At 68.9% G+C, this 24,216-nt stretch carries 20 protein-coding genes; 3 read left to right on the top strand and 17 right to left on the bottom strand.

Annotated elements, in window-relative coordinates:
* Nucleotides 1-6: 6 nt before the first annotated feature.
* Genes OG734_RS26915 through OG734_RS26905 form a run of 3 tightly spaced genes read left to right on the top strand, consistent with a single transcriptional unit; the run spans nt 7 to nt 1,580 of the window.
* Nucleotides 7-768 carry a sulfite exporter TauE/SafE family protein gene (locus OG734_RS26915; protein ID WP_330290061.1) on the top strand — a complete coding sequence of 254 codons (762 nt, stop codon included), beginning with the start codon at nt 7-9 and terminating at the stop codon, nt 766-768.
* 56 nt (nt 769-824) lie between these two features.
* Nucleotides 825-1,367 (top strand): hypothetical protein, encoded by a 543-nt coding sequence (locus tag OG734_RS26910; protein ID WP_330290060.1) that lies wholly within the window; start codon nt 825-827, stop codon nt 1,365-1,367.
* A gap of 18 nt (nt 1,368-1,385) precedes the next feature.
* Nucleotides 1,386-1,580: a hypothetical protein gene (locus OG734_RS26905; RefSeq protein ID WP_330290059.1), complete on the top strand. Its 195-nt coding sequence runs from the start codon at nt 1,386-1,388 to the stop codon at nt 1,578-1,580.
* 13 nt (nt 1,581-1,593) lie between these two features.
* Here the strand turns inward: OG734_RS26905 and OG734_RS26900 are convergent, their stop codons facing one another.
* The 17 genes from OG734_RS26900 to OG734_RS26820 form a co-directional block, all read right to left on the bottom strand.
* Nucleotides 1,594-2,850, bottom strand: coding sequence for a cytochrome P450 (locus tag OG734_RS26900; RefSeq protein ID WP_330290058.1), 1,257 nt, complete (start codon nt 2,848-2,850; stop codon nt 1,594-1,596).
* Between the two features lie 34 nt (nt 2,851-2,884).
* A complete protein-coding gene (locus OG734_RS26895; RefSeq protein ID WP_330290057.1) occupies nt 2,885-3,913 on the bottom strand; it encodes a C45 family peptidase in 1,029 nt (342 codons plus the stop codon).
* Nucleotides 3,910-4,506, bottom strand: a complete 597-nt coding sequence (locus OG734_RS26890) for a GNAT family N-acetyltransferase (RefSeq protein ID WP_330290056.1) — start codon at nt 4,504-4,506, stop codon at nt 3,910-3,912. The genes OG734_RS26895 and OG734_RS26890 overlap by 4 nt, the downstream gene beginning before the upstream one ends.
* A gap of 1 nt (nt 4,507) precedes the next feature.
* Entirely contained in the window at nt 4,508-4,765 is a 258-nt protein-coding gene (locus OG734_RS26885) for an acyl carrier protein (RefSeq protein WP_330290055.1), read from the bottom strand.
* On the bottom strand, nt 4,758-6,260 hold the full coding sequence (locus tag OG734_RS26880) for an AMP-binding protein (protein WP_330290054.1): 1,503 nt from the start codon (nt 6,258-6,260) through the stop codon (nt 4,758-4,760). The genes OG734_RS26885 and OG734_RS26880 overlap by 8 nt, the downstream gene beginning before the upstream one ends.
* Nucleotides 6,257-9,577, bottom strand: a complete 3,321-nt coding sequence (locus OG734_RS26875) for a non-ribosomal peptide synthetase (RefSeq protein WP_330290053.1) — start codon at nt 9,575-9,577, stop codon at nt 6,257-6,259. The genes OG734_RS26880 and OG734_RS26875 overlap by 4 nt, the downstream gene beginning before the upstream one ends.
* A complete protein-coding gene (locus tag OG734_RS26870; protein ID WP_330290052.1) occupies nt 9,574-11,823 on the bottom strand; it encodes a class I tRNA ligase family protein in 2,250 nt (749 codons plus the stop codon). Before OG734_RS26870 ends, OG734_RS26875 begins: the two co-directional genes overlap by 4 nt.
* Nucleotides 11,820-12,887 (bottom strand): NAD(P)/FAD-dependent oxidoreductase, encoded by a 1,068-nt coding sequence (locus tag OG734_RS26865; RefSeq protein ID WP_330290051.1) that lies wholly within the window; start codon nt 12,885-12,887, stop codon nt 11,820-11,822. Before OG734_RS26865 ends, OG734_RS26870 begins: the two co-directional genes overlap by 4 nt.
* A 1-nt stretch (nt 12,888) precedes the next feature.
* Nucleotides 12,889-14,190: a lysine N(6)-hydroxylase/L-ornithine N(5)-oxygenase family protein gene (locus tag OG734_RS26860; protein WP_330290050.1), complete on the bottom strand. Its 1,302-nt coding sequence runs from the start codon at nt 14,188-14,190 to the stop codon at nt 12,889-12,891.
* 109 nt (nt 14,191-14,299) lie between these two features.
* A complete protein-coding gene (locus OG734_RS26855; protein ID WP_330290049.1) occupies nt 14,300-15,406 on the bottom strand; it encodes a cytochrome P450 in 1,107 nt (368 codons plus the stop codon).
* Nucleotides 15,403-16,584 carry an acyl-CoA dehydrogenase family protein gene (locus OG734_RS26850; protein WP_330290048.1) on the bottom strand — a complete coding sequence of 394 codons (1,182 nt, stop codon included), beginning with the start codon at nt 16,582-16,584 and terminating at the stop codon, nt 15,403-15,405. Before OG734_RS26850 ends, OG734_RS26855 begins: the two co-directional genes overlap by 4 nt.
* Nucleotides 16,584-18,755, bottom strand: coding sequence for an iron-containing redox enzyme family protein (locus OG734_RS26845; RefSeq protein ID WP_330290047.1), 2,172 nt, complete (start codon nt 18,753-18,755; stop codon nt 16,584-16,586). Before OG734_RS26845 ends, OG734_RS26850 begins: the two co-directional genes overlap by 1 nt.
* Nucleotides 18,756-18,786: 31 nt before the next feature.
* Nucleotides 18,787-19,677: a 3-oxoacyl-ACP synthase gene (locus tag OG734_RS26840; RefSeq protein ID WP_330290046.1), complete on the bottom strand. Its 891-nt coding sequence runs from the start codon at nt 19,675-19,677 to the stop codon at nt 18,787-18,789.
* Nucleotides 19,674-20,501: an isocitrate lyase/PEP mutase family protein gene (locus OG734_RS26835; protein ID WP_330290045.1), complete on the bottom strand. Its 828-nt coding sequence runs from the start codon at nt 20,499-20,501 to the stop codon at nt 19,674-19,676. The genes OG734_RS26840 and OG734_RS26835 overlap by 4 nt, the downstream gene beginning before the upstream one ends.
* A gap of 28 nt (nt 20,502-20,529) precedes the next feature.
* Nucleotides 20,530-21,249, bottom strand: a complete 720-nt coding sequence (locus tag OG734_RS26830; RefSeq protein WP_330290044.1) for a thioesterase II family protein — start codon at nt 21,247-21,249, stop codon at nt 20,530-20,532.
* A gap of 482 nt (nt 21,250-21,731) precedes the next feature.
* Nucleotides 21,732-22,571: a patatin-like phospholipase family protein gene (locus OG734_RS26825; protein WP_330290043.1), complete on the bottom strand. Its 840-nt coding sequence runs from the start codon at nt 22,569-22,571 to the stop codon at nt 21,732-21,734.
* Between the two features lie 153 nt (nt 22,572-22,724).
* The gene (locus OG734_RS26820; RefSeq protein ID WP_330290042.1) at nt 22,725-23,585 is read right to left on the bottom strand and encodes an alpha/beta fold hydrolase; all 861 of its coding nucleotides are present in this window, start codon (nt 23,583-23,585) and stop codon (nt 22,725-22,727) included.
* Nucleotides 23,586-24,216: the final 631 nt, after the last annotated feature.

Raw genomic sequence — 24,216 nt, 5'->3', positions numbered from 1 at the left:
CGGCGTGTGCTCGAGATACTGCTCGTCCTGCTGGCCGGTGCCGCCGCCGGAGCGCTGAACGCCATCGGTGGTGGAGGTACGTTCGTGGCGCTGCCCGTTCTCGTCGCGTTCGGCCTGTCCCCGGTGACGGCGAACGCGTTGTCCCGGGTCGCCCTCGTACCCGGGGCCGTGGCCAGCGCCTGGGTCTACCGACGCGAACTCACCCCGGTCGGACCGACATCCACGAAGTCCCTGACGGTGGTCAGTGTGGCCGGCGGCGGAGTCGGTGCCAGCCTGTTGCTGGCGCTGCCTGCATCGTCCTTCGACGCCGCGGCGCCGTGGCTGCTCGCCTTCGCCACGGTGGTCCTCGCCTTCGGCCGCAACCTCTCCAAGGCGTTGGACACCGCGCTCGGGCGCTCGGTCGGCATGAGTTCCCGGGCCGTCCTGATCGGCCAGTTCGTCCTCGCCGTGTACGGGGGATACTTCGGCGGTGCCGTAGGCATCATGATGCTGGCCCTGTGGAGCATCGGCCTCGGCCTCGACGCCGCGGTCAGCAACCCGATGCGGATCGCGCAGCTCGCGGCCATCTATCTCAGCGCGACCGTGCTGTTCCTCGTCGCCTCGGACACGCTGAGTTCTCCGCTTCTCCTCACCGGCATGCTGGTCGGCGCGGTGGCCGGTGGCTTCGCCGGCGCCCACCTCGCCCGCCGTCTCCCCGCCAGGCTGCTGCGGGGCGTCATTCTGGCCACCGCCGTGATCATGACCGTTCTGTACTTCCTGCGCGGCTGACCACGCGGAAAAACCGCGGTGATCAGCCCCCGTCGTCGGAGCTGAGGCTGACTGACATGACCGAAAGTGACACCGGAACCGGCGCACCGTACACGGATGCCGCGCGCGCGAGGCTGGTGATGGCCTACGAGGCATGCGAACTGGCCGAACGCGCACGTGCCGCCGTCCCGATCGGCGAGCACGAGCTGCGACCCGACGGCACCACCCGTTCACCCGGCGCCATGCTGGCCGACGCCGTCCGAGTGCTCGCGGCCGCGCAGCGGTTTTTCGAAGCCGCGGCCGTGTTCGAGCGCGTGGGCGGCGCCGACTGGCAGCTCATCGGCGATGTCCTGGAGGTGTCTCCGCAGACCGCGCGAGTGCGCTTCGCGATGGCCGAGGCCGGCTTCCGGCAAGGACTGCTCTTCCCGGAAGGGATCGGAGCCGACAGTGAGGCGACGCGGTTGCGCGTCTGCATGGCCCAGGAACCGCTGGAAACGGCCCTCGACCTCGACGACTGGGTACTGCGTCACGAGGACGGCGACAGCGAACTCGGCACCACGCCTGTTTCCGGCGGTCTGGTCCGGACGGACCGTCGACGACGGATCGAAAAGCACTCCTGACTCACTGATAGGAGAGACATGGACACATCTTCAGCCGACGCGGCTCGGCTGCTCCGAGCGCTCGCCGTGCGCGCCCTGACCCTCGCACTTCTCGTCGGCATCACGGGCGACGCAGTGCTGACGCTGCTCTTCGCCCTCATCGGTCTCGGGCTGCTCCTGGTACCGGTCGACTCGACGGCGGGTGCCGACCGGGCCGGAACGCGGCGCCCGTAGGCGCCCTTTCGCCTCAGAGCACCAGTTCCTCCACCTCGGCCGAGACCGGTTCGAAACGCACCGGCAGGCTGCTGATCCCGGTGAGGAGGTTGGAGTAGATCCGGCGGACCGGCCCGGTTATCTCGAACCCGGTGGTGAAGTCGCGGAGCGCGAGCAGCACTTCGGAGATCTCCAGCCTCGCGAGGTACGCGCCGATGCAGTAGTGCGGACCGTGCCCGAACGCGATGTGCTTGTTCGGCGACCGGTCGATGAGGAACCGGTCCGGGTCGGCGAAGACCGTCTCGTCACGATTTCCCGAGGTGTTCCACACCGTCACCACATCGCCCTGCTTGATCGGGGTCCCGTGGATCTCCGTGTCCCGTACCGCGGTGCGACCGAAGTGCATGGTCGGTGAGGCCCAGCGCAGTACCTCCTCCGCCGCCGACTTGACGGACACGTCGCCGCGCTTGAACGCCGCCCACTGTTCCGGATTGGTGCTGAAGCTGTGCACGGAGTCGATCATCGTGAGACGGGCGGTCGCGTCCCCGCCCAGGATCAGGCTGTAGCAGTTGAGGACGATCTCGCCCTCGCTGAGGAACTCGCCGTCGATCGTGCTGCCGGCCAGCACGCTGACCGCGTCCTCCCGTGGCGCGGCACGGCGCTCTTCGACCATGCCGAGGAAGTACTGCAGGATGTTGTTGCGGGCGGTGTCGGCCGCGGCGGAGTACTCCGGCTGGTCGTCCGAGCTGATCGCGGACTTGGTCAGGCTGAGCATGTACTCCCGGTCCTCGCTCGGAACGCCGAGCAGGTCGCAGATCGTGATCATGGGAATCTTGCTCGCGATGTCCAGCGCGAAGTCGCATTCACCGCGGTCCACCGCCGCGGCCAGCAGCGTTCGGGTGTTCCGGCGGACCTGCTCGCCGATCCGGCTCAGCACACGCGGCGAGAACGCCTTCAGCAGGACGTTGCGCAGCTCCTTGTGCCGGTGCCCGTCGGTCACCGGCACCATCAGGCCGGCCGCCGAGTCGCCTTCGCCCAGCAGGGTGATCAGGACGTTGCCGCGCTCCGAGGTGAAGGTGGCGTTGTCACGGTAGAGGGCGACGATGTCGTCGTACCGGCTGAGTACCCAAAAGCCGGGGCTGTCCCCGACCGCCGGATGCCGGTAGAGGGGCTGGGTCGCCCGCAGCGTGCGCCAGTAGTCGCTCAGGTCGTAGTCCGCGAACGTCTGAGGATCCCCCAGGTTCACGCGGGCCAGGTCGTCCGGCGTCGCACGGGTGGTCAGGGCTTCCACGGGGTTGACCTCCAGTTCGAATCGGTGGAACGGATCAGAGGGTGAAAGAGCGGGTTCCCGACAGCCGGGGGTTGCCCGGCCGCAGGTGCAGTGCTCCGTTCTTCGCGTCGAGGACGACGGCGGCGACAGTGCGCTCCCGGCGGATGTCACCGTCGTCGCCGACGCAGATCGGCGGCTGGGACAGCACCGCGAAGTGCGCGTCGGGAGCCGCGTCCGCGGGCAGGTCCCGCAGACCGGACTCGGCCGTCCTGAGCCGGCGCAGCGAGGAGTTGCGCGCGAAGACGTTCAGCTCGTCCCGGCTGGTGAAGTCCGGGGCGAGGAAATGGTTGGTGTGTACCGACTCCGGTGCGGTCATCACCCGGTACTCATCGCCGATGACCTCCACCCAGGCGGTTTCGGTGGCATCGGCGAGCACGATCGTGCGGGAGCTGGCGAAGGGCAGCGAGCGCAGCGCGGAGACCGCTGATTCCACCGAGGTCGCGCTGTCGAGGAGGTGGCGAATGGCCAGATACGGTGGCACGCCCGGCCCCCACTGTCCGCCGAGGACCAGGTTGAGACCGACCGCGAGGCCGCGGGAGTTGACGCCGAGATAGCCGAGCAGCCCGGCGAAGCTCAGCACGAGGGCCCTGCGGTCGCCGCGGCCGACTTCGAGGATCGCGATCTGGTCGTCCAGATTCCCGTTGAGGTCCACGGTCTGGGCCAGCACTCCCGGCCGGGCGTAGGTGGTGCAGTCGCCTCGGGTGGGGATCCGCTGGTATCCCATGATCTCGCGGCGCAGTTGCAGCAGGGTGGCCTCGTCCGGGGTCAGCCCGGCGCCGGCCGCGAATCCGGAGAGCTCTTCGGCCAGCCGGGGCGTCGACCGGATGATCTCCGCCCGGTGAGCGGCGATGTCGCCGGACAGACTGTCGACCGACACGGCAGTGGGCAGCAGATGGTTGAGCCTGGCGACACCGTCGTCGAGGAAGGCGCGCAGCCGCTCCTTCAGGGCGGTGCCGTGCGCGAAGCCGATGTCGTACGGCTCGCCGTGGGCGACAACGTGCGCCACCGCGAAGGTCGTTGTCACCCCGCCTCCGCCTTTGCTGTGAGCCGGTCGCGCACCGAGGGCCATTCGCCGCTCAGGACGCTGTAGTACACGGCGTCGCGGCGGGTACCGTCCGGCATCGGGTTGAAGCTGCGCAGGATGCCCTCCTCGGTCGCGCCGATGTTGCGCAGGGCGCGGCGGGCCTGTTCGTTGCGCCGGTCGGTCTTGAACTCGACGCGTTCGGCGCCCAGTCGTTCGAAGGCGTTCTGCAGCAACAGCAACTTGGCATGACGGTTGACGCCTGTGCCGCGGAAGTCCTGACCGAGCCAGGACCAGCCGATCTCCAGCCGGCCGTCCGGTTCGGACAGATTGCCGTAGCTCATCGACCCGGCGGTGCGGCCGGTCGCCAGGTCGGTGATGTGGAAGACGACCCGCCGGCCGGCGGCGTGGTCGGCGATCATCGTGTCGAAGAAGGTCTCGAAGGATGCCTCGTCACTGACCAGCGCCACGAAGTAGCGCCAGATGGCCGGATCCATCGCCACCGACCGGATCGGCTCCCGGTCCCCGGCGGTGATCGGCCGCAGGCGGACAGTGCCGTTGTCCAGTACGGTCGCGGCGCGCTCGGACCAGTTCATCTCAGCTCATCTCCTTGTGACAGGACAGCGCCTCGACGACCTGCCCGAGGGTGCGCATCGCGGCGAGGTCGTGTTCGGTGAAGTGATGCAGGCCGACCTGGGTCCGGTCACACACCGACGTCAGGAACAGCACCTTGTTCAGTGACGTGAGGCCGAGGTGGTCGAGTTCCGCGTCAAGATCGATGGCCTGCGGCGTCAGTTCCTGCGGCAGCACCTCGCTCAGCGCGACGCGGGCCGTTGTCTCGATGGAGTCAGGCACGGATTCCCTCCTCGGGGTCGATGACGAGGCCGCGGTAGCGTGCCTCGATCTGCTTGCGGCGGGGCTTGAACTGGGAGCTGAGCAGCCCGTTCTCGACGGTGAACCGGTCCGCCAGGACTGCCTTGGTGATCTGCTCGTCATGGCCGAGGGCGGCATTGGTCTGCCGCAGCGCCGCCGCGATCGTCTCGGTGTCCACGGGGTGCGACGCCGTGGGCGAGACGATGGCGACGAGTTGCCGCTGCGACGGATTGGTCACCACACAGTCCTCGATCACCGCACAGGCCTTGAGACGTTCCTCGATGGGCCGCACGATGATCTTCTTGCCGTTCTCCAACACGATCACGTCGTCGGCCCGACCGCGCACGAACAGATAACCGTCTTCGTCGAGATGGCCGAGGTCACCCGTGCGTACGATCCCCCCGGGCCGGAACATCGCTTCCGACTCGCCCGGCTCCGCGTGCTCGTAGCGGGTGGCCACGGGCAGCTCGCCGCGGATGTTGATCACGCCGTCCGAGTCGATGAGCACCTCCTTTCCCGGCAGGACCCGGCCGACGCTGCCGGGCCGGTGCGCGCCGGGGTGGTTCTTGGCGACGATGCAGGTCTCGTTGAGCCCATAGCCTTCGAAGATCGGCAGGCCGGCCTCGGTGAAGTAGCGCAACGTGGCCGGGTTCGCCGGTGCGGAGCCCGTCCACAGGTAGCGGATCCGGTCGCCGAAGACCTCGACCGCCACCTCGGGCGGGGAGGCTCCGGTGCGGGCGGCCGTGGCCTCGAGGTGGGCGCGTGTCGTCTCGTAGAAACCGGGCACGCCCATCACCACCGTCGGCCGCGTCGTGCGCAGGGTGGCGAAGGCGGCCTCGTAGGTGCTGATCGTGACGTCGTGACCGAACACGAACGCCGAATACACCCAGTACCGTTGCTGAAGCAGGGACAGCGGCAGGAATACGAAGATGTCGTCACCGGGGCCGTGCGCGAACATGTCCTGCACCGCGGCGAGCGAGCTGTCGATGCTTCCCGCGCTCGCCAGCAGCGACTTGGCCGGGCCGCTGCTGCCCGAGGTGAACTTCAGCGCGGGTGCGTCGCCGTGTTCCCAGACCACCGACGGCAGGTCCGCGTCGGACGGGGGAAGTTCGCGCACCGCGGCCACAGGACGGACCCGGTCGGCCGTCGGGTCCTGGTCGGTGAACAGCACCGCGAGGCCGTAACGGGTGACGAGTTCGGTGCCGCTCACGTCGAACTTGCCGGGGTCGAATCCCGCGGTCACCGCCTTGATCCGCAGTGCGGCCAGATCGAGCAGCACCCATTCCAGCGAGTTCGCCGCGAGTACGCCGATCCGGTCGCCCGGCCGTATGCCGAGGCCGAGCAGGTACCCGGCGACCCGGCCCGACAGTTCCCAGACCTCGGTGAGGTCCCATGACTCGGTCCTGCCGAGGCGGGCGACGGACAAGCGGTTGCCCGGCCGCGGCGGACCGCTGACCAGCTGATTGATCACGCTCATTTCGCCTGGCCGATCCGGGCGGCCATGGCCCGTACGGTGTTCACCCTGACGAGTTCCGACAACGGGATGGTGACCTTGTACCGCTTGCGCACACCGGCCAGGATGCGTGCCGCGGCGAGCGAGTCGGCGCCGATGTCGGTCAGCGGGGTCAGGGCGTCCACTTCGGGCAGTTTGAGCACGCTCGCCCACAGCTCGGCGAGCTCCCGTTCGATGCCTTCCCCCGGTACGGCGTCGCCGGACAGCGCGGTCTCGGCCTCGGGCACGTCGTCCGCGGCGAGGCGGGACCGGTCGATCTTGCCGTTGGCGGTCAACGGCAGGCTGTCGTGCCACACCACGGCCGACGGAACCATGTACTCCGGCAGTTGTTCGCGCAGCGCGGTACGGACCTCGTCCTCCCAGCGCCGCCGCTCGCCGTCCGACTCCGTTGTCTGCGGCTCCTGTTCACTCGGCACCAGGTGTGCGACCAGCCGGTCGCCCCGGCTGCCCGGCCGGCGGACCACCGCTGCCTGCCGGACCCCGGGCAGCGCGACCAGCCGTGTCTCCACCTCGCCCGCCTCGATCCGGTAACCGTTGACCTTGATCTGGAAGTCCGACCGGCCGAGGATGTCGATCTCCCCGGACGGCAGGTAGCGCCCGAGGTCGCCGGTCCGGTAGAGCCGTACGCCCCGTCGTCGGTCGAAGACGAACCTTTCACCGGTCGTCCGCTCGTCCTTCCAGTACCCCCGGGCCAGGCCGGTCCCCGAGGCGTGGATCTCGCCGGTCACCCAGTCCGGCAGGTCCAGTCCGTCCTCGTCGAGCACGTACGCCTTGTTGTTGTCGTTCGGCCGCCCGTACGGGATGCTCCGCGAGCCGTCTTCGTCGGGACCGACCGGATGGACCATGTTCCAGACCGTGGTCTCGGTCGGCCCGCCGAGCGAGACCACATCGAGCCCAGGCAGGCTCGCCCGCAGGGCCGATGGCAGTTCCGGCGGGACACGGTCGCCGCTCATCATCACCAGCCGCAGGTCGGCGAGCGGGGAGAGGCCATCGGCGAGTGCCTGTTCGTGCAGGAGTGCCACGATCTGCGGCACCGAGTTCCACACCGTGACCCCGCTCCGCGCGCACATCTCGAGCCAGTGCGTCGGGTCGGCGGCCCTGTCGTGGTCGGGCAGCACGATCGCGGCGCCGACGGACAGCGCGCCGAACACGTCGTAGACGGACAGATCGAAGCTGAACGCGCTGACCGCGAACAGCCTGTCGCCCGGACCTACATCGAACCGGCGGGTGCAGTCCGCGACGACGTTGGCCACACTGCGGTGGCTGACCATGACACCCCTCGGGGTGCCGGTAGTGCCCGAGGTGGGCAGCACATACGCGAGATCGTCGGGATGCGCCCCGGCGATCGGGCCGGGATCCGGCCAGTCGTCAGGTCCGGTGCCTTCGAGTTCGGTGCCGCAGTCCAGCGCCAGCACCGTCCGCCGACCGTCCGGGTCGCTCCAGCCGGAGTTGGTGAGCACGCACCGCACCTCGCCGCCGTCGAGCAGTTCCCGCTGCCTCCGGGCGGGCAGGTCGGAGTCGACCGGCAGGTAGGCCGCACCCGCCAGGAGCGTGGCCATGATTCCGACGATCTGCTCGGGTCCACGGGTCATGACCAGTCCTACGAGCTCATCGCGGCCCGCCCCGTTGGCGCGCAGCCGGCCCGCGGCGGCGAGAGCCCGCCGATACAGCTCGGCATAGCTCAGCTCACCGGTCGAGGTGATCACCGCGGGCGCCCTCGGAGCGCGCCGTGTCCGGGCCACGAACGGTTGCTGCAGCAGTTCCTGCGGTAGTGGCCGGTCGGTGTCGTTGGCGGCACGCCTGCGCTCTCGCTGGTCGGCGGGCAGCAGGTCGAACCGGTGGTGGTGCCATTCGCTCTCGTCGGCGAGCAGGTCGAGCAGACGCTGGTATCCCCCCGCCAGATCGTCGAGCAGACCGGCCGGGAACAGTTCGTCGACACCGTCGAGTTGGACGACGACCCCGCCATGCTGCTCCATGGCGAACACGTTGAGCCAGGTCTGCGGTGTCTGACTGACCGTGTGCACCTCGGACCCGAACAGTTCGAGGGCGGAGCCGTCCACGTCCGCGAGTGGATAGCCGATGGCGCTGTTGAAGGTGAAGGGCATGCGCGGCTGCCCGCCGCTGCGCAGGCCGAGTTCGCGCAGTACCTCGATGCCGGAGAAGTGCCGGTTGTCGAGGTCGGTCCGCAGCCGTTCCTGCACCGCCTTGGCCCGCTCGGCGAAGGGCACGCCACGATCCAGCTCGACCGAGACGAGCATGGGGTCGCTGTACTGCCCGATCGACTCCAGGATGCGCGGGTGGATCGGCGGCCGGTTGGCCACCGTGGTGGTCAGGGTGAAGCGGGGGCCCGCGCCCCAGCACGCGAGGGTTTCGGCGTACGCGGTGAACAGCAGGCCGGACGGGGTGACACCGGCCGCGGCCGCGTGTTCCTTCAGCGCCGCCCACCGCCGCGCCGGCAGCCGGACGACACGCTGGGAGAACCGTGGTGCGGTGATCTCGGACGGGCTCTTCGCCAGCGGCAGCTCCGGATGCCCCCACAGGCTGCCGCTGTCGAGGCGCTCCAGCCAGTACGCCTTTGCCCGGGCGTAGGGCTTGCGGGTGCGGGCGACCTGAAGACTGGCCACGTACGACTCGAACGCGGCCTCCTCGGCGGCCGGTTGTTCTCCCTCGTACCGTGCCCACCAGTCGCGGAAGAACAGGAACATGCTGATCCCGTCCATGACCAGGCCGTCATGACCGACGTGGAGGACCATCCGGTCCTCGGCGAGGATCGACACCTCGGCCGCCACCAGCGGCGCCTGGGCGGTCGGCAGCATTCGATGGGTCCAGCGTTCGCGTTGCCCGGCGAGGCCGGTGCCGTCGTCGTCACGCAGGTCGACCTGGTTGATCCGGACCTCGACCCGCGGTTGCCGGACCTGGGTCTGCGTCGGCGTGAACCGGTGACGCAGGCAATCGTGCCGGGCGACCACGGCGTTGAGCGCGGCCTGGAGCCGGTCGACGTCCCAGTGGCCTTCGATCTCGTGGTAGACGTAGCTGGCCACGTTGCCCAGCTCGAACACCTCGTCCCGGCCGGCCAGGTAGCCCTGCTGCAACGGGGTCAGCGCCAACCCGGGATCCGGGGTGAGGTGGGCGATGAGCTCCGCCTTGACCGCCTTGATCCGGCCGACCAGTTCGGCGTCCACGCGCTCGCGTGGTCCCTGCAGTCGCAGGTCCTCTCCCGCGGCGACGATGCTCAGGCCCCGGGCGCTGATCTCCTCCAACACCGTCAGGTAACCGCTCACCGGGCCACCGCCTCGGCCAGCTTCTGGCTCAGTGCGGCGACGTTCCGCTCGGAGAGCAATTCCGACATCGGTACGTCGAGATCCAGCCGCTCCAGGATCTGGTACTGCACCGCGACCGCCTGCAACGAGGACGCGCCGAGCTCGCGCAGCGTCCTGTCCGCCACGACCGCCTCCGCCGGCAGCCCGAGTGTGCTCCGGACAAGTTCGGCGAGCCACGGCAACGGGTCCGGCGCGGCTTCCTGCGGTTCGGGGGCCGAGAGCTCGGAGGCCGAGGGCTCGGAGGCGAAGAACACCTGACCGGTCAGGTCCACCCTGGTGCCGGCCGGCACCAGGTCCACGGTGGACGGCCAGCTGGGCTCGCTCTCGCCCAGCAGGGCGGCGAGGCGAGCGGCGAAGCGTGGCATGACCGGTGTGGCGACCCTGGACAGCAATCGGGCCGCCGCCAGTTCCAGCGCCATCGCCGTCCGGTTCTCCGACTGCCACCCGGACGCCCCGGCGAGCACTTCCTCCCGCTCGGCGAACGCGCGCGCGTCGGTGACGATGCCTTCCAGCTCGGCGGTGGCCGCCCGTAAGGAGAACCCGTCCTGGCCGAGGTGCGCGGTCACGGCCGCGAGGCGCCCGCCGAGCCGGGCATAGAACGCGGTGTGTTCGGGGGTCCAGATTCCGGCGTCCGGGATTACTCCCGCGAACCGCGTGTTCAGTCGCCGGCCGAGGGCGTCGAGCCAGCTCTGCCACCTGTGGATCAGCACTTCGCGGACGGTCGCGGTGTAGGCCTCCCGCTCGAAGTTGGTGCGCTCTCCCTCCGAGCGGGTGCGGGACAGGTAGAAGCGCACCGCGTCCACCGTCTCCGGCGAAAGGATGTCCTTCCCCCACACCGCGTGCCGCCGACTGGTGGAGAACTTGCGGTTGTCCAGCAGGTAGAACTCGTTGACGTGGTAGTCGATGTCCGGCTCCCAGTCCGGGAACGCGAGCCGGTACAGCACCGGGTAGAGGATCGAATGGTAGAAGCTGTTGTCGTAGCCGAAGAAGTGGACGATCTTCCAGTTCTGTTCCGGCTTGTCCGGGTGCCACGTCTCGCCGATCCGGGCCCCCAGCTCGGCGATTCCGTGCAGGAAGCCGTACGACATCTCCGGCCACACCCAGATCACCTGGCCGTCGACGCCGCGCGGCGGCACCCCCCACTGCGCCGGGTGGCTCAGCGGCAGTTCGAAGGTCTCCCGCGTGAAGACCCGCTCGGCCAGTTCACGCAGACGTGCGGGCACCCGGCCGAGGCGGTGATGCGCGGTGACGACCTCGCGGAACTCGTGCAACGGCAGGGCGAGCCGCTCCACGCTGCCCGTACGCACCGCGCCCGAGCGGCGGGTGCGCGCCTCGACGAGGTCGGCCGCGTTGTTGGGCTCGCCGCACTCCTCGCAGATGTTGCCGTTGGTGGCGGCCTCGCAGGAAGGACAGGTGCCGGATACGTCGACCTCGTAGAGGTACTGGCCGGTCTCCTTGTCGAACAGCGCGGGCAGTTCACGCCGGGCCACCTTGCCCGAGGCCTCCAGCGCGGCGAAGAAGTCGCGCAGTCCCTCGCGGTATCCGGGATCCGTGCTGGTCACGGTGAACTGGTCGGGCCGGATGTCCATCAGCTCGAGCGTTCTGGTGATCTCCGCGCCGTAGTGTGCGGCGACCTGCTCGGGCGTGCTCTTCTCCTGCGCCGCCTGGGCGACCACATAGCTCTGGTAGTCATCGCTGCCCGTCAGGTGCCAGGCCCGTACTCCGTTCATCCGCTGGAACCGGACGAACGCGTCCGCGCCGAGGTACGGGCCGGACAGGTGTCCGAGGTGCAGGTCCCCGTTGGGGGTCGGCGGGGTGGAGAAGACGAACACCGGCCGCTCGGCGAAGCGCCGCCGACCGGGTCGCGCTGCCACCTCCCCGGCGTGCCGGGGCTCACGCCAGTAGCAGGTCACGAAAACCACATCGGTATCACCGGTGTTGTCGAGGACGTGGGTCTCGAACGGGTCGAACTTGATGACCGTGCCCGGCTGGACCGGATGCCGCGCGCCGTCCACCACGACCTCGCCGCTGCCCGACACGATGACGAACATCTCGATCTCGTCATGCTGGTGCGCGTCGGAACGCGTGCCGGGCGCCACCCGGCCCCAGCTCGCCCCGAGGCCGATCACGCCAAGGAGATCGATCGTGCTCATGTCGATACCGAAGGCGTCGCTGAGCGCCGCGGGGTCGAAGGTGTCGATCCTCATCGCACATTCCCTTTCACGCTCTTCTCGAACAATTGGACGGCCTCAGCGGCGATGGCCGGGGCGAGGCGATAGCCGGATCCGTTGGCCGCGCCCGCGAACACCACGCGGCCATCCGGGTCCAGCCGGCGCACCAGCGGTTGCCCGGAAACGCTGTAGGCGTCGCAGAACACGCGCCCGGACGTACAACGCGGGGCGAGCGAGGGCGCGTAGCGGCTCAGGCATTCCTGGGCCCGCTCCACGTCGCGCGCATCAAGATCGGCGCCCACCTGGTCGGGGTCGACGTCCCAGTCGCGGCAGGTGTAGCTGAACAGCCAGTGCCCCCGGTAGGCCAGGGGAAGCAGGAAGGCGTCCTCGTCGTGGAAGACGAACGCCCGGTCGGTCTCGGCCACTGGCTGGTCGATGTGCAGGGCGACGATCTTCTTGATTCGCGCTCCCATCGGCGCGACCAGATCGGCCCACGCGGGCGCACCCAGCCACGGCCCCGGCGCGAGCACGACCCGGTCGACGGTCAACCGCTCACCCGTGCTGAGCGAGATCCCCACCCCGCGGCCGCCCGGCTCCAGGGCGGTGACACGGACTCCCTCACGCACACCGACCCGCGGCCGCAGGCCGGTGACCACCGCCTGGACCATGCGGTGCACATCGGCGTACTGCGCGCCCCGAACGTCCCACACCGACATGTCAGCTGGTAGGCGGACTTCGGCGCCGCAGGCATCCAGCGCGGCGGGAGAATCGTTTCGACGGACCGGCTCGGTGTAGATCCCTTCCAGGTCGCCCCGACTGGCTTGCGACAACACCGACATACCGACCGCATAGATCGGCGCATCAGGCTGGTCGGCCTTGAGCTTTTCGTAGAACTCCTGGCTGTATCCCGACATCCGACGCACCCGCTCGCTCGCACCGCGCGGGAAGTGCAGTCCGGCCGAGCGCCTGCTGGCGCCGCAGCCGACCGCGTCCCGATCGAGGAGCAACACCGTGCTGTCCGGGTGCTGGTCAACGATCTGCCTCGCCACCAGGGAGCCGATGACGCCCCCGCCGATCACCGCGACTGTGCCCAGATCCATCTCACACCCTCCCTCGCAGCTCGCCGTCCTCGCTGCCCTCGTTCGCCCACTCGACGAAGGAGGAGAGCTGTTCTTCCCGCTGTACACCGCGCAGGCGGTCGACGATGCGCTGGCTGCGCCACGCCAGAAGGCTCAGGTTCTTGTCGGCGAGACCACGCTGCGTGGGGGTTCCGTTCTGGATGAAGATGTTGTGGCCCTCGGGGCCGTCCCAGCGCACCGCGTAGTCCCGGTCCACCGGGTACTCGCCGCCCTCGCGGTCGAGCCGGTCCGCCAAGGGGTCGAGCAGTTCCAGCAGTCCGGTGCGGAAGCCGGTCGACCAGACGATCACGTCGGTCGTCACATGTCGGGGTTCGTCGGGCCGGTCCTTGTTGACCACCGTCAGGTCCCATCCCGCACCGGCCTGGGCCACGCCCGTGATCTCCCGGTTCGGGTACAGCCTGATCAGACCGGGCGAGCGCGCGATGAACCGGTGGTAGTAGGTCCGCTGGTAGATGGCACGAAGCGTCGACTCGGAGATCCCGTCGCTGGACAGGACGTTCTCCTGGTTGATCCGCTCACGGGTCGCTCGTTCCAAGCCGTAGAAGTACTCCGAGTAACACGGCATGTAGAAGTCATTGGTGAACGGTGAGTCGTCGATGGGCAGGAAATTGCGGCGCCGCGAGAACCACGACACCCTGCTGGGAAGTTGCCTGCCTTCACGGGAGATCAGGTCCAGGAAGGCCTCTGCGCCCGACTGCCCGCCGCCGACCACCACGACGCGCTTGCCACCGAGATCGACGGCGTTGTCGACGAAGTCGCACACATGGAACTGGCTGGGCGAATCCCAGCCCTGCCCGGTCGGCGGAATCCACGGCCGGCTGCCGACGCCGACGGAGATGTTGTCCGCGGTGAGCACCCGCTCGTCGGTGCGCACCTTGAACACGCCGTCGAAGTCGACCGACCGCACTTCCTCGCCGAACACGATGTTCTTCATGCGCCAGCTCGCCCACTCCAGGTAGTTGCGGAACTCCTGTCGTGGCACTTCGTCGAACTGGGCGTTGATGAAATGGTAGATCCGCCCCTGGTCGTGCAGGTAGTTCAGGAACGAGAACTTGCTGGTCGGATCGGCGAGGCTGACCAGGTCCTTCAACATCGACACCTGCAGTGAGGTGCCGGGGATCTGCTGGCCGTCGTGCCAGCTGAAGGCTTCCTTGCGGTCGAGGAACAGGCTGGGCAGGTCCCGGTGCGGATACAACAGCGCGGCCAGGCTGAGATTGGCCGGACCCACACCGATACCGAGCACACCGAAGTGCTTGTCGGTCATTCTTCGACACCCCCGTTTTCGGTTGAGGACTCGACGGCCAGCACGCCGGCCGACACCGCCGCCACTCTCCGTCCAGTCCCGCGCGCCTCGTGCCTGAGCCGTAATCGGGTCATTGGAACTGCCCTTTCAGGACGGGGATGCGGGCGTTGGGTGAGGGCCGGTAGCCCTCGTGGGAGGGCACCCCGGTCACTGTGGAGATCACGCCGATGGTGATCGCGGCAGCCACGACGTGACCTGGGCACCGGTGGGGCCCCTGGCCGAAGGTGAACACCTGCGGATCGGCCCGGTCGGGGCGGAACGCGTGGGGATCGAGGTTGGCCAGCGGGTCGCGGTTGGCTGCGGCGAGCAGCAGCAAAATCGCTGAGCCCGCCGGGACTTCGTGACCGGCGATGGTGGTCGCGGTCGCCACGAACCGGCGAGTGTTCTGGATCGGCGCGTCGTGCCGGACCACCTCGGCGACGAACGCCCGGAGATCGTCCGGCTGTCCGTGGCGAGCCAGTGCGAGCAGGGTGTTGCCGACGAGGCCGGCTGTGGCGTCGTAGGTCTGCGCCAGCAGGCCGATCACGTTGGCCAGCAGCGGGGCGGTCTCCTGCCAGTCGTCGCGGACGGCCAGACGGACCAGTTCGCCGATCAGGCCGCCGTTCTCGGCGCGTAGCCGTGGGCCGAGCAGGTCGAGCAACCGGTCGGCCGCGGCGGCCGCGGCGACCTGGTCCTCCGCGGTGGCCGAGGCGGGAAGACACCGGACGAACTCGCCGATGAGCCGGGCAGCCTCGCCAGGGATGTCCCCGGCGAGGCCGAGCAGTGAGGCCACCACTCGTGCGGGCACCCCGAACTGGAGTTCCGCCCAGTCCGTCGACCTGCCCGCCTGCTCCGCGGCCGGCCCGACGACCTGCTCCTCGGTGACCGTGCTGAGCGCCGCGAGCAGGAGCTGCTTGCGCCGCACCTGTGAGGGACCGTCGGTCATTCGGGCCAGCTCGCCGAACACGTCGCCGGCCGGGGTGCCGAGAAGGCCGCGCGGCACCGGCTCGGTGCTCGGCCGGACCCGACAGGCCGGATTGGTGAGCACCTCGGACACCGCCGAGGCCCCGGCCGCCACCCACAGGCCGCTGCCGGTGTCGTAGCCGAACGGCCGGTTGGCCACCAGATCGGCGTAGAACGGATACGGGTCGGGATGGGTGGGCGCCGTAATCGGCGTCGCGGGAAGTGGCTGCGTCATGATGCCCCTCGGTGTGTCCTGTGCGGATCGATCGCCGACGCGATGACCGCCTGCTGCACTTCTGACGAGCCCTCGTAGATCCGCAGCGACCGGATCTGCCGGTACAGCCGCTCCAGCAGGCTGTCGCGGACCAGGCCGGCCGCGCCGAAGATCTGCACCGCGCTGTCCACGACCTCCTGTGCGACCTCGGTGGCGTAGAGCTTGGCCACCGCAGAATCCCTGGCGTAGCGGGGGCCGCCGTGGTCGATCTCCCAGGCCGACCGGGCCACAAGCAGCGCGGCCGCGTCCAGCTTGACCTCCATGTCGGCGAAGGCGGCGCGCACTGTGGGCAGGTCGAACAGCTTCCCGCCCAGCATCGGCCGGTCGCGTGCTCTGGCCAGCGCCGCGTCGGCGGCCCGGCGGGCGAAGCCGAGCGCGGCGGCGCCGACGGTCATCCGGAACCGGTCGAGGACCTCCATCGCGACCGGGAACCCGCCGCCACGCCGGCCGAGCAACGCCTCCCGCGGCAGCGCGCAGTCGTCGAACACCAGGTGCCCGAAGGCACGCGGGGCGATCATCGGCACCGGCTCGACGCGCAGGCCGGGGGTGGTCCCGGGCACCAGAAACGCGCTGAGTCCGAACGCACCTGGCCCAGGACCGGTGCGCGCTATCACCGTGTAGACGTCGGCGACACCCGCGTTGGCCACCCAGGCCTTACCGCCGTTGAGCATCCAGCCGGTCTCCGTCTCGCGCGCGTCAAGACTGATCGCGGCGACGTCCGAACCCGCCGACTCCTCGGACACCGCGAAGGCACCGCACAGCGTGCCCGCTGCCAGTCCTGGCAGATACCGGCGGCGTTGGTCGTCGGTGCCGAAGCGGCGGATCGGGGTGGCCGCGAGGGCCTGGATGGAGAACGCGTAGTCAGCGAGATCGCCGCGGTACGCCAGTGCCTCCCGCGCCAGGCACAACGCGCGGTAGTCGTCAGGGCCGCCGTCGAGGAACGCCAGCCAGCCCGCGTCGCCGAGCGCGTGCAGGATCCGCAGGCCGTCCGCTTCTGGTTGGCCGGCAGCGGCGAGCAGGTCCTGGTGCTCCGCACACCAGGTCACCAGGCGCTGGGCCAGTTCTCGGTGGTGATCTTCATACAGGGGGAGCGACAGAATCCGTGTGTCGAAGGTGCTGGGGGAGATGGTCGCGGTCATCAGATGACCACGTCCACCGGCTCGTTCCGGGTGAGGCCGGCCACCAGCTCGTGCTCGACGAAGTAGGCGAACGAGGCGTAGCCGCGCCAGATCCGCCGCCAGTGCGACGGCACCGCGTCGGCTCCGGACACTTTCTCCACGTCGTGCAGGTAGGCGATGACGATCTCGGCCGACTGCCGAGCGTGACCGGCGGAGAGGTTGTCGATGGAGAGATGCGCTTCCTCGTACGCGACATCGAAGCCGTGGTGACGCAGCTTCTGCATCTCGTGCATGCGCATGGTGCCGAGCCCGAACATCTCGATCCCCAGGTTGTAGCCGAGGATCTCGTCGTAGAGCGAGTCCGGGAACAGCGCGAGGCTGAGCTGGAACAGCGAGAACCCGTAAAGATGGTCGGGGAGTTCGTCCTGGTCGAGGAAGGCGGTGTCCCGGAGGTGGGGAACCTTGATGCCCAGGCTGGCGAGCACCTGGTAGATCAGGGTGATGTGGTTCTTGCCGATGTCACCGCGGCCCATCTCGTCGGCGTAGATCGAGTAGAGCATGCCGTCGCTGCGGCGTGTGTAGCGGCCGGTCGCGCCGATGCGGTGTGCCCATGCGCCGTCGATCATGCTGCCGAGCGCGAAGGTCGTCTGGCCGAAGACCACCTCGTCACGGTCCGGGAGCTCGGTCAGTGGCTGGTAGGGGTTGACCAGCTTGTCCCAGTAGATACGGTCGACGCGCTCGTTCAGCGCCGATGGCGAGTACTCGAACCAGCTGGCGTCGGTGAGGATGCCTTTGTCGCCGTGCTCGAAAAGGATCTCGGCGCGGGCGAGACCCTCCTCGGCGTTCGCGCGCGCGATGGCGAGGGTGTTGGGGAAGTTCTCGATGTTGACGAGGCGGTGGAGGAATTCACGTTCGTCGTCACGGGTGGCGGTGCCGGACTGTATCCCGGGCGGCGTCGCGCGGATCGTTTCCGCGAGTGCGTGCGCGACATCGTCACCGGCCGTGTTCGGGATGAGCTCGATGTCGGGCGGGTCCCCTGCGGCGATCGCCTCGGCCCACCGCTGGAAGGTCGCCGCCTCGCGCTCGTCGAAAATGCCGAACATAGGTCCACCGAACTTGATGGCCCGCACGAACCGGCACCCGCCCTCGCGCGACTTCATCTGGGGTGACGCCCGGAAATCGGCGATGAACGCGGCCAGATCGGAGTCAGGATCAGCGAACCGTTCGGTCAGCGGCCGGCCACCGACACGGACGCTGCGGTGCTGCTTGCCGGCGAACGGAGCGTGCCTGGCCACGATCTGCGCGACCTGCGCGTCCAGCGAAAGACCCGCGTGCCACTCGGCGACGTCGGCGAGCAGTTTCCCGTGCTCCATCTCCATCGCCAGCGTGCGAGTGACCGCGGCGTACAGCCTGCTCCTGACCGGCGGTGAGGCCAGTGCGAGGTAGTCGGCGAGCGTGGCCCGCAACTCCGCTTCGGTGAGCAGGGGCCGTGTGCCGAGCAGCAGTTCGTCGACGCCCAGCGCGGCCATGACGTAGTGGGTGCCGACCACTTCGGGCAGGAACGTCGCCGACAGCTTGGCCAGGCTGAGGCAGTAGGCGCCGTGCCAGGAGGTGAGCGGCCGGGCCTGCGCCTGCCGCAGGAAATCCTGTGCCGTGACATCGGGCAGGAACACGCCCGTTCCTTCCAGCGCGCGCGTGCGCAGCTGCTGCAGCGAACGCCGGGGATTGCCTTCGCCGCGCCAGACGAACTGGTGGCGTACCAACTGGTTCACCACAGTCGCGGGTTGGGTGGCGGGCTGTGAGACCGAGTCGAGCCAGCAGCCCCCGATGAGGGCCAGTGGCGCGCGCTGAGCCAGCACGGCGTCGCGTACCCGGGGTTCGGCTTCGCGCAACGGTTGCAGCATCTCGGTGATCTGCCGGCCCACCTGGGCTGTCCGTTCTGCGATGCCATCGGCCCCCGGCTCACGGGTCTCCTGGGCGGTCGGCGAGCCCGACGCGCCGAGGAAACCATTCAGCACGTGCCGGGCGAGGAGGAACACCACCTCGGACTCCTGATCGCTGACCAACCGGTGGTAGACGGACTCGGGGCCCGCGGCGATCACTTCGGCGGCCAGCGGCCCGGTGGCCGGGTCGAACTCGGAAGTGGACAGGGGTGCTACGACGAAGGTGTCGGGCAGGGTGAAAGCGGACATGGAAAACCTCCGGACGCTGTCCTCAGGCTGTTCAGCTCGTGGCCGTGGTGGGTTGGTGCAGCAGCATCGCGGCGCGGGAACCCGGCACGCTCGCGGCGAGCAGGTAGTACCCACCTGGCTCGGTGCGGCGGTCGGCAAGATTGATCAGCGGGTCGGCGGCGAAGCAGTGGCCGGTCCGGGCCGTGTTGGTGGTGTCGAGTTGTGCGGCCGTGAAGCCGGCCTGGCGTTCCTTCATCACGACGATCGGGGTGTACAGGTTGCTGTGCAGTACGCCGGCCAGATCGTCGGGAGTCAGTCCATGGCGCGTCAGCAGGATGTCGTTGGCCTGGCGCGACAGGTCCGAGCTGATCTCGTTGCCCCGGGCCAGCGTCCGTGTGTCCTGCGCGCCGGCCGACCCCAGGATCTCGTAGTCACCCGGCCGCGCGGTGACCAGGCAGCCGGCGGCGCCGTCGCTGAAGAGAGCGAAGTTCTCCATCCGGTCGGACTCCGTGGCGCAGCGGTCCGCGGTGATCACCAGGACGTTGCGGTACATGCCGGTCCGGACGAAGGCCTCGGCCACGCCGAGCCCGGTCACCAGGTTGGTGCATCGGTTGAGGGTCAGGCCGAAGAAGGGGCAGTCGAGACCGAGGCCGTTCAAGACCGCCTCCATGAACCCGCCGTGGGTGTGTGCGTCGCCGGGGAACTTCGTCGAGCACAACACCAGCAGGTCCACTTCCCCCGAGTCGACGATCTTCTTCCCGGTCTCGACGATCAGTTCCTCCAGCGGCTTCTCGGTGCGGAAGATCTTGCCCCAGCCCCAGAGAGGGGCGTCGGGCTGCATTCCGTACTCGCGGGCGCGCGCGGCGAAACCGGGGATCTCGTGGTGGTCGTGTTCGATCTCGCCGAGCAGATAGCGGGGTGCGGTGAGGTAGGCCGGGATCACAACGTGCCCAGCAGGGCGTTGGATTCGGCATAACTGAGCGCGGACTTGGCGAAGCCGAACGTGCCTGGCCCCGCGAGTTCGGCCGCCGCGTCCAGCACCGCGGTCAGCGCGGCCCGGGGCAGGGCCGAGCCGAGGCTGATCCGGCGGACGCCCAGGTCGGACAGTTCGTCGACCGACCGCTCGAGGACGGGACCGGCGGCGAGCACGTTGACCGGCTTGTCCAGCGAGGAACAGACCGCTTTGATCGCGTCCATGCTCGGCAACGCCGGTGCGTAGAGCACGTCCGCGCCGGCTTCGGCGAAGGCCTGAAGGCGGCGGATGGTGTCGTGGAGGTCGGCACGCCCCTGGAAGAAGTTGTCGGCACGGGCGGTCAGGGTGAACGGAAACGCTTGCGCTCGGGCGGCTTCGGCTGCGGCGGTGACGCGGTCGACCGCTTCGGCGAAGTCACGGATCTCGTCGCCCGGTTCGCCTGTCGCGTCCTCGATCGACGCCCCGACAAGGCCCGCCTCAGCCGCACGTCGGATGGTCTCGGCCACGTCCTCGGGGGTGTTGCCGTACCCGTTCTCCAGATCGGCGGTCACCGGCAGGTGGGTGGCCTCGACGATCGACTTCGCGTTGGCGAGTGTCTCGTCCCGGCCGACGAGCCGGACGCCGTCGGCGTGGCCTCTGCTGAAGGCGAGGCCCGCGCTGGTCGTGGCGAGCGCGGAGAAGCCGTAGCCGGACAGGATCCGCGCGGTTCCAGCGTCCCACGGGTTCGGCACCACGAAGGTTCCTGTGCGGTGCAGTTCGGCGAACGTCGCGGCTTTACTACGTTGGTCGGGCATGCTTCCCTTTCTCGCTCGCTGCTGAGAACTAGATCAGTTCGACCGGCAACGCCTGAGCCGCGCGGCGGATTACTTCGATGACCGGATCCGGGTCGCTCTCGAAATAGAAGTGACCTCCCTCGGACCAGTACGTCTCGGGCTCGCCGACACACTCACGCGACCAGTCCGACAAATCATCGCGCCGCACCAGCGGATCATCCAAACCGTTGGCCAGAGATATATCGAACGGTAGTGCTGCGCCGGGTCTGTATCGATAATCCGCGACCATTCCGAAATCGTCCCGGATGCCGGGGAGTATGAATTCCTGCAGTTCCGGGTCGGCCAGAATCTCCGGCCGCAGACCCCCATAGACGGCCAGCGCCTCGGCCAGGCCCTGCCCCTCGAGCCCCGCCACCTCGACCATCCGTGGGGTGGGATGCAGGCTCGGCGCGACACAGCCGGAGGCGATCAGATGCGCGGGCCGGTCGCCGAGTCTGCGAGCCACTTCGAAGGCGATCAGCGCGCCGAGACTGTGCCCGAACAGCAGAAACGGCCCGGTGCGCTGTGCTGCGATCAGCTCGGCGGCCTGATCACAGAGGGCGTCGATGCCGGTGCGCTCGACCGGCGTGACCGCAACCAGCGCGGTCACTCCGGCCAACGCCTCCTGCCACTCGACGAATGCCTGCGCCCTGCCACCCGCATGCGCAAAGCAGTAGGTGCGGGGCCACTCCGGGGGCACGGCACGCGCCATGGTTAACCATGGCTCCATCGGTGTTCCTCCTTCTGTCACGAAACGGGTTCGTGGTCAGGACGGCGAACTCCGACGACCTCTGATCGATCGACCACAGCCGACCGGCGGATCAACGGAATACCGATTCCATTGTTGGCCACATCACGAACCTGTCAAGACCGGGAGACCCTGTCGGTAAATTCCCGATGAAACTCCCGATCATGAAATTTAAGCCATGACCGAAAATGCGAACGAAAATATCACAGTGAAAATCAAGCCATGATCGGGGAGCTTCCCAGAAAACCCGGAATCACAAATTCCGGTTGCTGTCTGACTCAATATCGACGGGGCGACGGACGCCCGCCGCCGGGCTGCCCACCCCACGCTTCCCGCAGGCCGACCGGAGGACAAACACACCCGACGGCAAGCGCGACGACTCGGCAAGGATGGCCGAGTCGTCGCGCTGAACAGCGGCCCCAAGGGGGCGTTTCAGCCCCACGGGCCTACCGACGTACGAATGATTAGCGCCAGAACGCGGCTGCCGCCGACGCCGCGCGCAGTCCCTGGTCCCGGCCGGCGCGCGCCGCCCCCTCCCGCACCGCGGGGTCGAGCAGGTCCGGGCCGATCGCCGATGCGGCGGCGTCGTCCGGGCGGATCACCGTGACCTTCGCCCCCCGCTCACGCAACGCGGCGACCTGCTCGTCGAGGTCGGTGTTGCCGGGAATCGCCATCACCTGGAGCACGAGAATCCGGTCGCATCCCCCGACAAGATCGGCGTTCTCCGTCGTACGGGTACCGCCGTCGATATAGCGGCGTCCTTCGATCGTGACCGGCGGCCAGGCTCCCGGCACCGCGCAACTCGCCGCCACGGCGTCCACGAGATCGACGCCCGACGCCGGGTCGAACACCCGCTCCACACCGGTCTCCGCGTCCACGGCCACGATCTTCAGTTCCGACCTCGGCCAGTCGTGCGAGGGCAGCCGGGCCTCGATCACCGCACGCCGCTCGGCTTCCGTCACGGTCGGCGCCGTCATCGCCATGGCCCCGATCCGGCGCCGCACGTCGAGGGAGTCGCTGGCGCCGTCATGGGCATCGAGGACCAGCATCAACAGGTCCTCCGGGCCGAGTGCGGGGGCCAACTCGGGGGCCTGGAGCGCCGGATCGACCTGGCGATCGAGCAATTCTCCGAGTGGGGTCCCGCTGGTGATCTGCGCGGCCACCGTGGAGCCCGCGGACGTACCGACGATCACGTCCGCGTCTAGGACGTCGACTCCTCCTTCGACAAGCCCCGCCAGCAGACCCGTCTGCCACGCGGCCCCCGCCACACCGCCGCCGCCGAGTACCAGTCCACGTCGCGTCATCTGCCGATGATATGCCCACGCCAAACGGGACCAGTGGCCTCGACCGGCACCCGCGTCATCTCAACCCTTGCACCGTCAGCCGCAGGCCAGCTTGCGGCGGGCTGCCCGTCCGCGAATGGGAAGAGCCACATGAAGGTCCACTACTACCTCGACTCAGAGGTACCGGCTACTGGAGCGCATGCACCACAAACACCGCGAGGTCTCCGGACTAGCCCGGCGCTGTGGTGCAGCCGAAGCCCAATAGCGGTCCGCTATCTCGACCAGCCGTCCGTGGGGGAGGAGTTCGGCGAGGCGTCGGCCGTGTTCGGGCGGCATCACGCGGCCTCCGCCTGCTTGCTCAGACCACGAGGACGGGGTGCTTGATGCCGGCAGGCGTTCGGCCGCGGCAGGCAGGAAGTTGGTGTCTGCCGCGGCCGCTCGCAGTGTTCGTACGGCGTCGCGGCGGATCTCGGGCTGCTTCATGGCCGGCTTCGTCCACCGAGCGGTGGCGGCGTCTCCGCGCAGGGTCAGCCACCCGAACGCGATCGGGAGCCGCCGGAGCGGCCGCAGCCTCATCTGCTGCATACACAGTCCGAACATCCGGGGCGAGAGCTTGCCGGTGAGCACAAGCGTCTCGCCTGTCAGTCCTGGCAGGAAGTTGTCGAGCGCATCGCATGAGACGAGCACGATTCCTCCCAGGCGTGCGGCGCCGTCGCACATGAGCAGCTGGACGAGTGCTCCACCGGTGTCGTTGCCGACGAGGGTGACGTCGTGCAGATAGAGGCGGTCGAGGAACTCCGCGACCAGCCGTGCCACCCCGGGCAGCGACAGGTCGGCGTCGGCGTGCATCGCGTGACGGTGCGCGCCGAGCGGCAGCGTCGGTGCCACGCACCGGTGGTCGACGGACAGGTCGGCGATGGGTCCGTCCCACAGCGATGAGTCCATCATCAGCCCGTGCAGCAGTACGGTCGTAGGGCCGTCGCCGCCCGTGTCCTCGTATTCAATTGTCCCGGCGGACAGCTCGATCTCCCTCATGTCGGTCTCCCTCATGTCCGTTGGTGCAGCGGGGAATCCTCTGGTGCGCCGGGGAGTCCACGGTGCGGCGACGTCGGTGTCGCGTGGCGGGTGCGTTTCGATGTTCGCGTCGCGTTGGCGATCAGGGCTCCGAACGCGAGCACGGCCGCGACTGTCCGCCGGCCGTGGGCGATCTGCCAGTGATCACATACGGTCGCCCAGTCGACTGGTCGGCGTTGGTGGGCAGGTTACCCACGAATCTCAGGGCGAGGATCCCGACCCACAGGGTGAGCGCCGTCAGCGTCAACCAGAGGGTGTCTCCTCTCGCCTTGAACGTGAAGGTGACGAGGAATGCCGTGGTGATCAGTGCCGGCAGGAGCGTGACGACCGCGAGCTTGTCCAGCGAATCGAGTTCGACCTACCGGACCTGGAGAGGGGCTGCCCTATGCGTCTGGGACGGAGCCTGGGACCAGTGGCGTCCGCAGGACAAGATCAGATCCTGGCTGCGCGCCTGACCTGCGGAGCCGCTGCGCTGGCGGCCTCCGTCCTGCCGGAGCATCCCGACTGCGCCCAGCACTTCAGCGGCCTGGCCGACGATCGATACGTCGATACGTACCTGCGCCTCGCAGTGCAGACGGGCGCCGATGCACCA

This window comes from Streptomyces sp. NBC_00576, from assembly GCF_036345175.1.
GTDB lineage: Bacteria > Actinomycetota > Actinomycetes > Streptomycetales > Streptomycetaceae > Streptomyces.
This window is presented reverse-complemented; position numbering and strand designations above follow the sequence as displayed.

Bases quoted from the DNA above. Each gene is read 5' to 3' on its own strand.
- OG734_RS26905 (WP_330290059.1), top strand. From the start codon at position 1,386: ATGGACACATCTTCAGCCGACGCGGCTCGGCTGCTCCGAGCGCTCGCC.
- OG734_RS26870 (WP_330290052.1), bottom strand. From the start codon at position 11,823: ATGAGGATCGACACCTTCGACCCCGCGGCGCTCAGCGACGCCTTCGGT.
- OG734_RS26845 (WP_330290047.1), bottom strand. From the start codon at position 18,755: ATGTCCGCTTTCACCCTGCCCGACACCTTCGTCGTAGCACCCCTGTCC.
- OG734_RS26855 (WP_330290049.1), bottom strand. From the start codon at position 15,406: ATGACGCAGCCACTTCCCGCGACGCCGATTACGGCGCCCACCCATCCC.
- OG734_RS26910 (WP_330290060.1), top strand. From the start codon at position 825: ATGACCGAAAGTGACACCGGAACCGGCGCACCGTACACGGATGCCGCG.
- OG734_RS26880 (WP_330290054.1), bottom strand. From the start codon at position 6,260: ATGAGCGTGATCAATCAGCTGGTCAGCGGTCCGCCGCGGCCGGGCAAC.
- OG734_RS26835 (WP_330290045.1), bottom strand. From the start codon at position 20,501: ATGCCCGACCAACGTAGTAAAGCCGCGACGTTCGCCGAACTGCACCGC.
- OG734_RS26890 (WP_330290056.1), bottom strand. From the start codon at position 4,506: ATGAACTGGTCCGAGCGCGCCGCGACCGTACTGGACAACGGCACTGTC.
- OG734_RS26850 (WP_330290048.1), bottom strand. From the start codon at position 16,584: ATGACCGCGACCATCTCCCCCAGCACCTTCGACACACGGATTCTGTCG.
- OG734_RS26830 (WP_330290044.1), bottom strand. From the start codon at position 21,249: ATGGAGCCATGGTTAACCATGGCGCGTGCCGTGCCCCCGGAGTGGCCC.
- OG734_RS26865 (WP_330290051.1), bottom strand. From the start codon at position 12,887: ATGGATCTGGGCACAGTCGCGGTGATCGGCGGGGGCGTCATCGGCTCC.
- OG734_RS26820 (WP_330290042.1), bottom strand. From the start codon at position 23,585: ATGAGGGAGATCGAGCTGTCCGCCGGGACAATTGAATACGAGGACACG.
- OG734_RS26825 (WP_330290043.1), bottom strand. From the start codon at position 22,571: ATGACGCGACGTGGACTGGTACTCGGCGGCGGCGGTGTGGCGGGGGCC.
- OG734_RS26860 (WP_330290050.1), bottom strand. From the start codon at position 14,190: ATGACCGACAAGCACTTCGGTGTGCTCGGTATCGGTGTGGGTCCGGCC.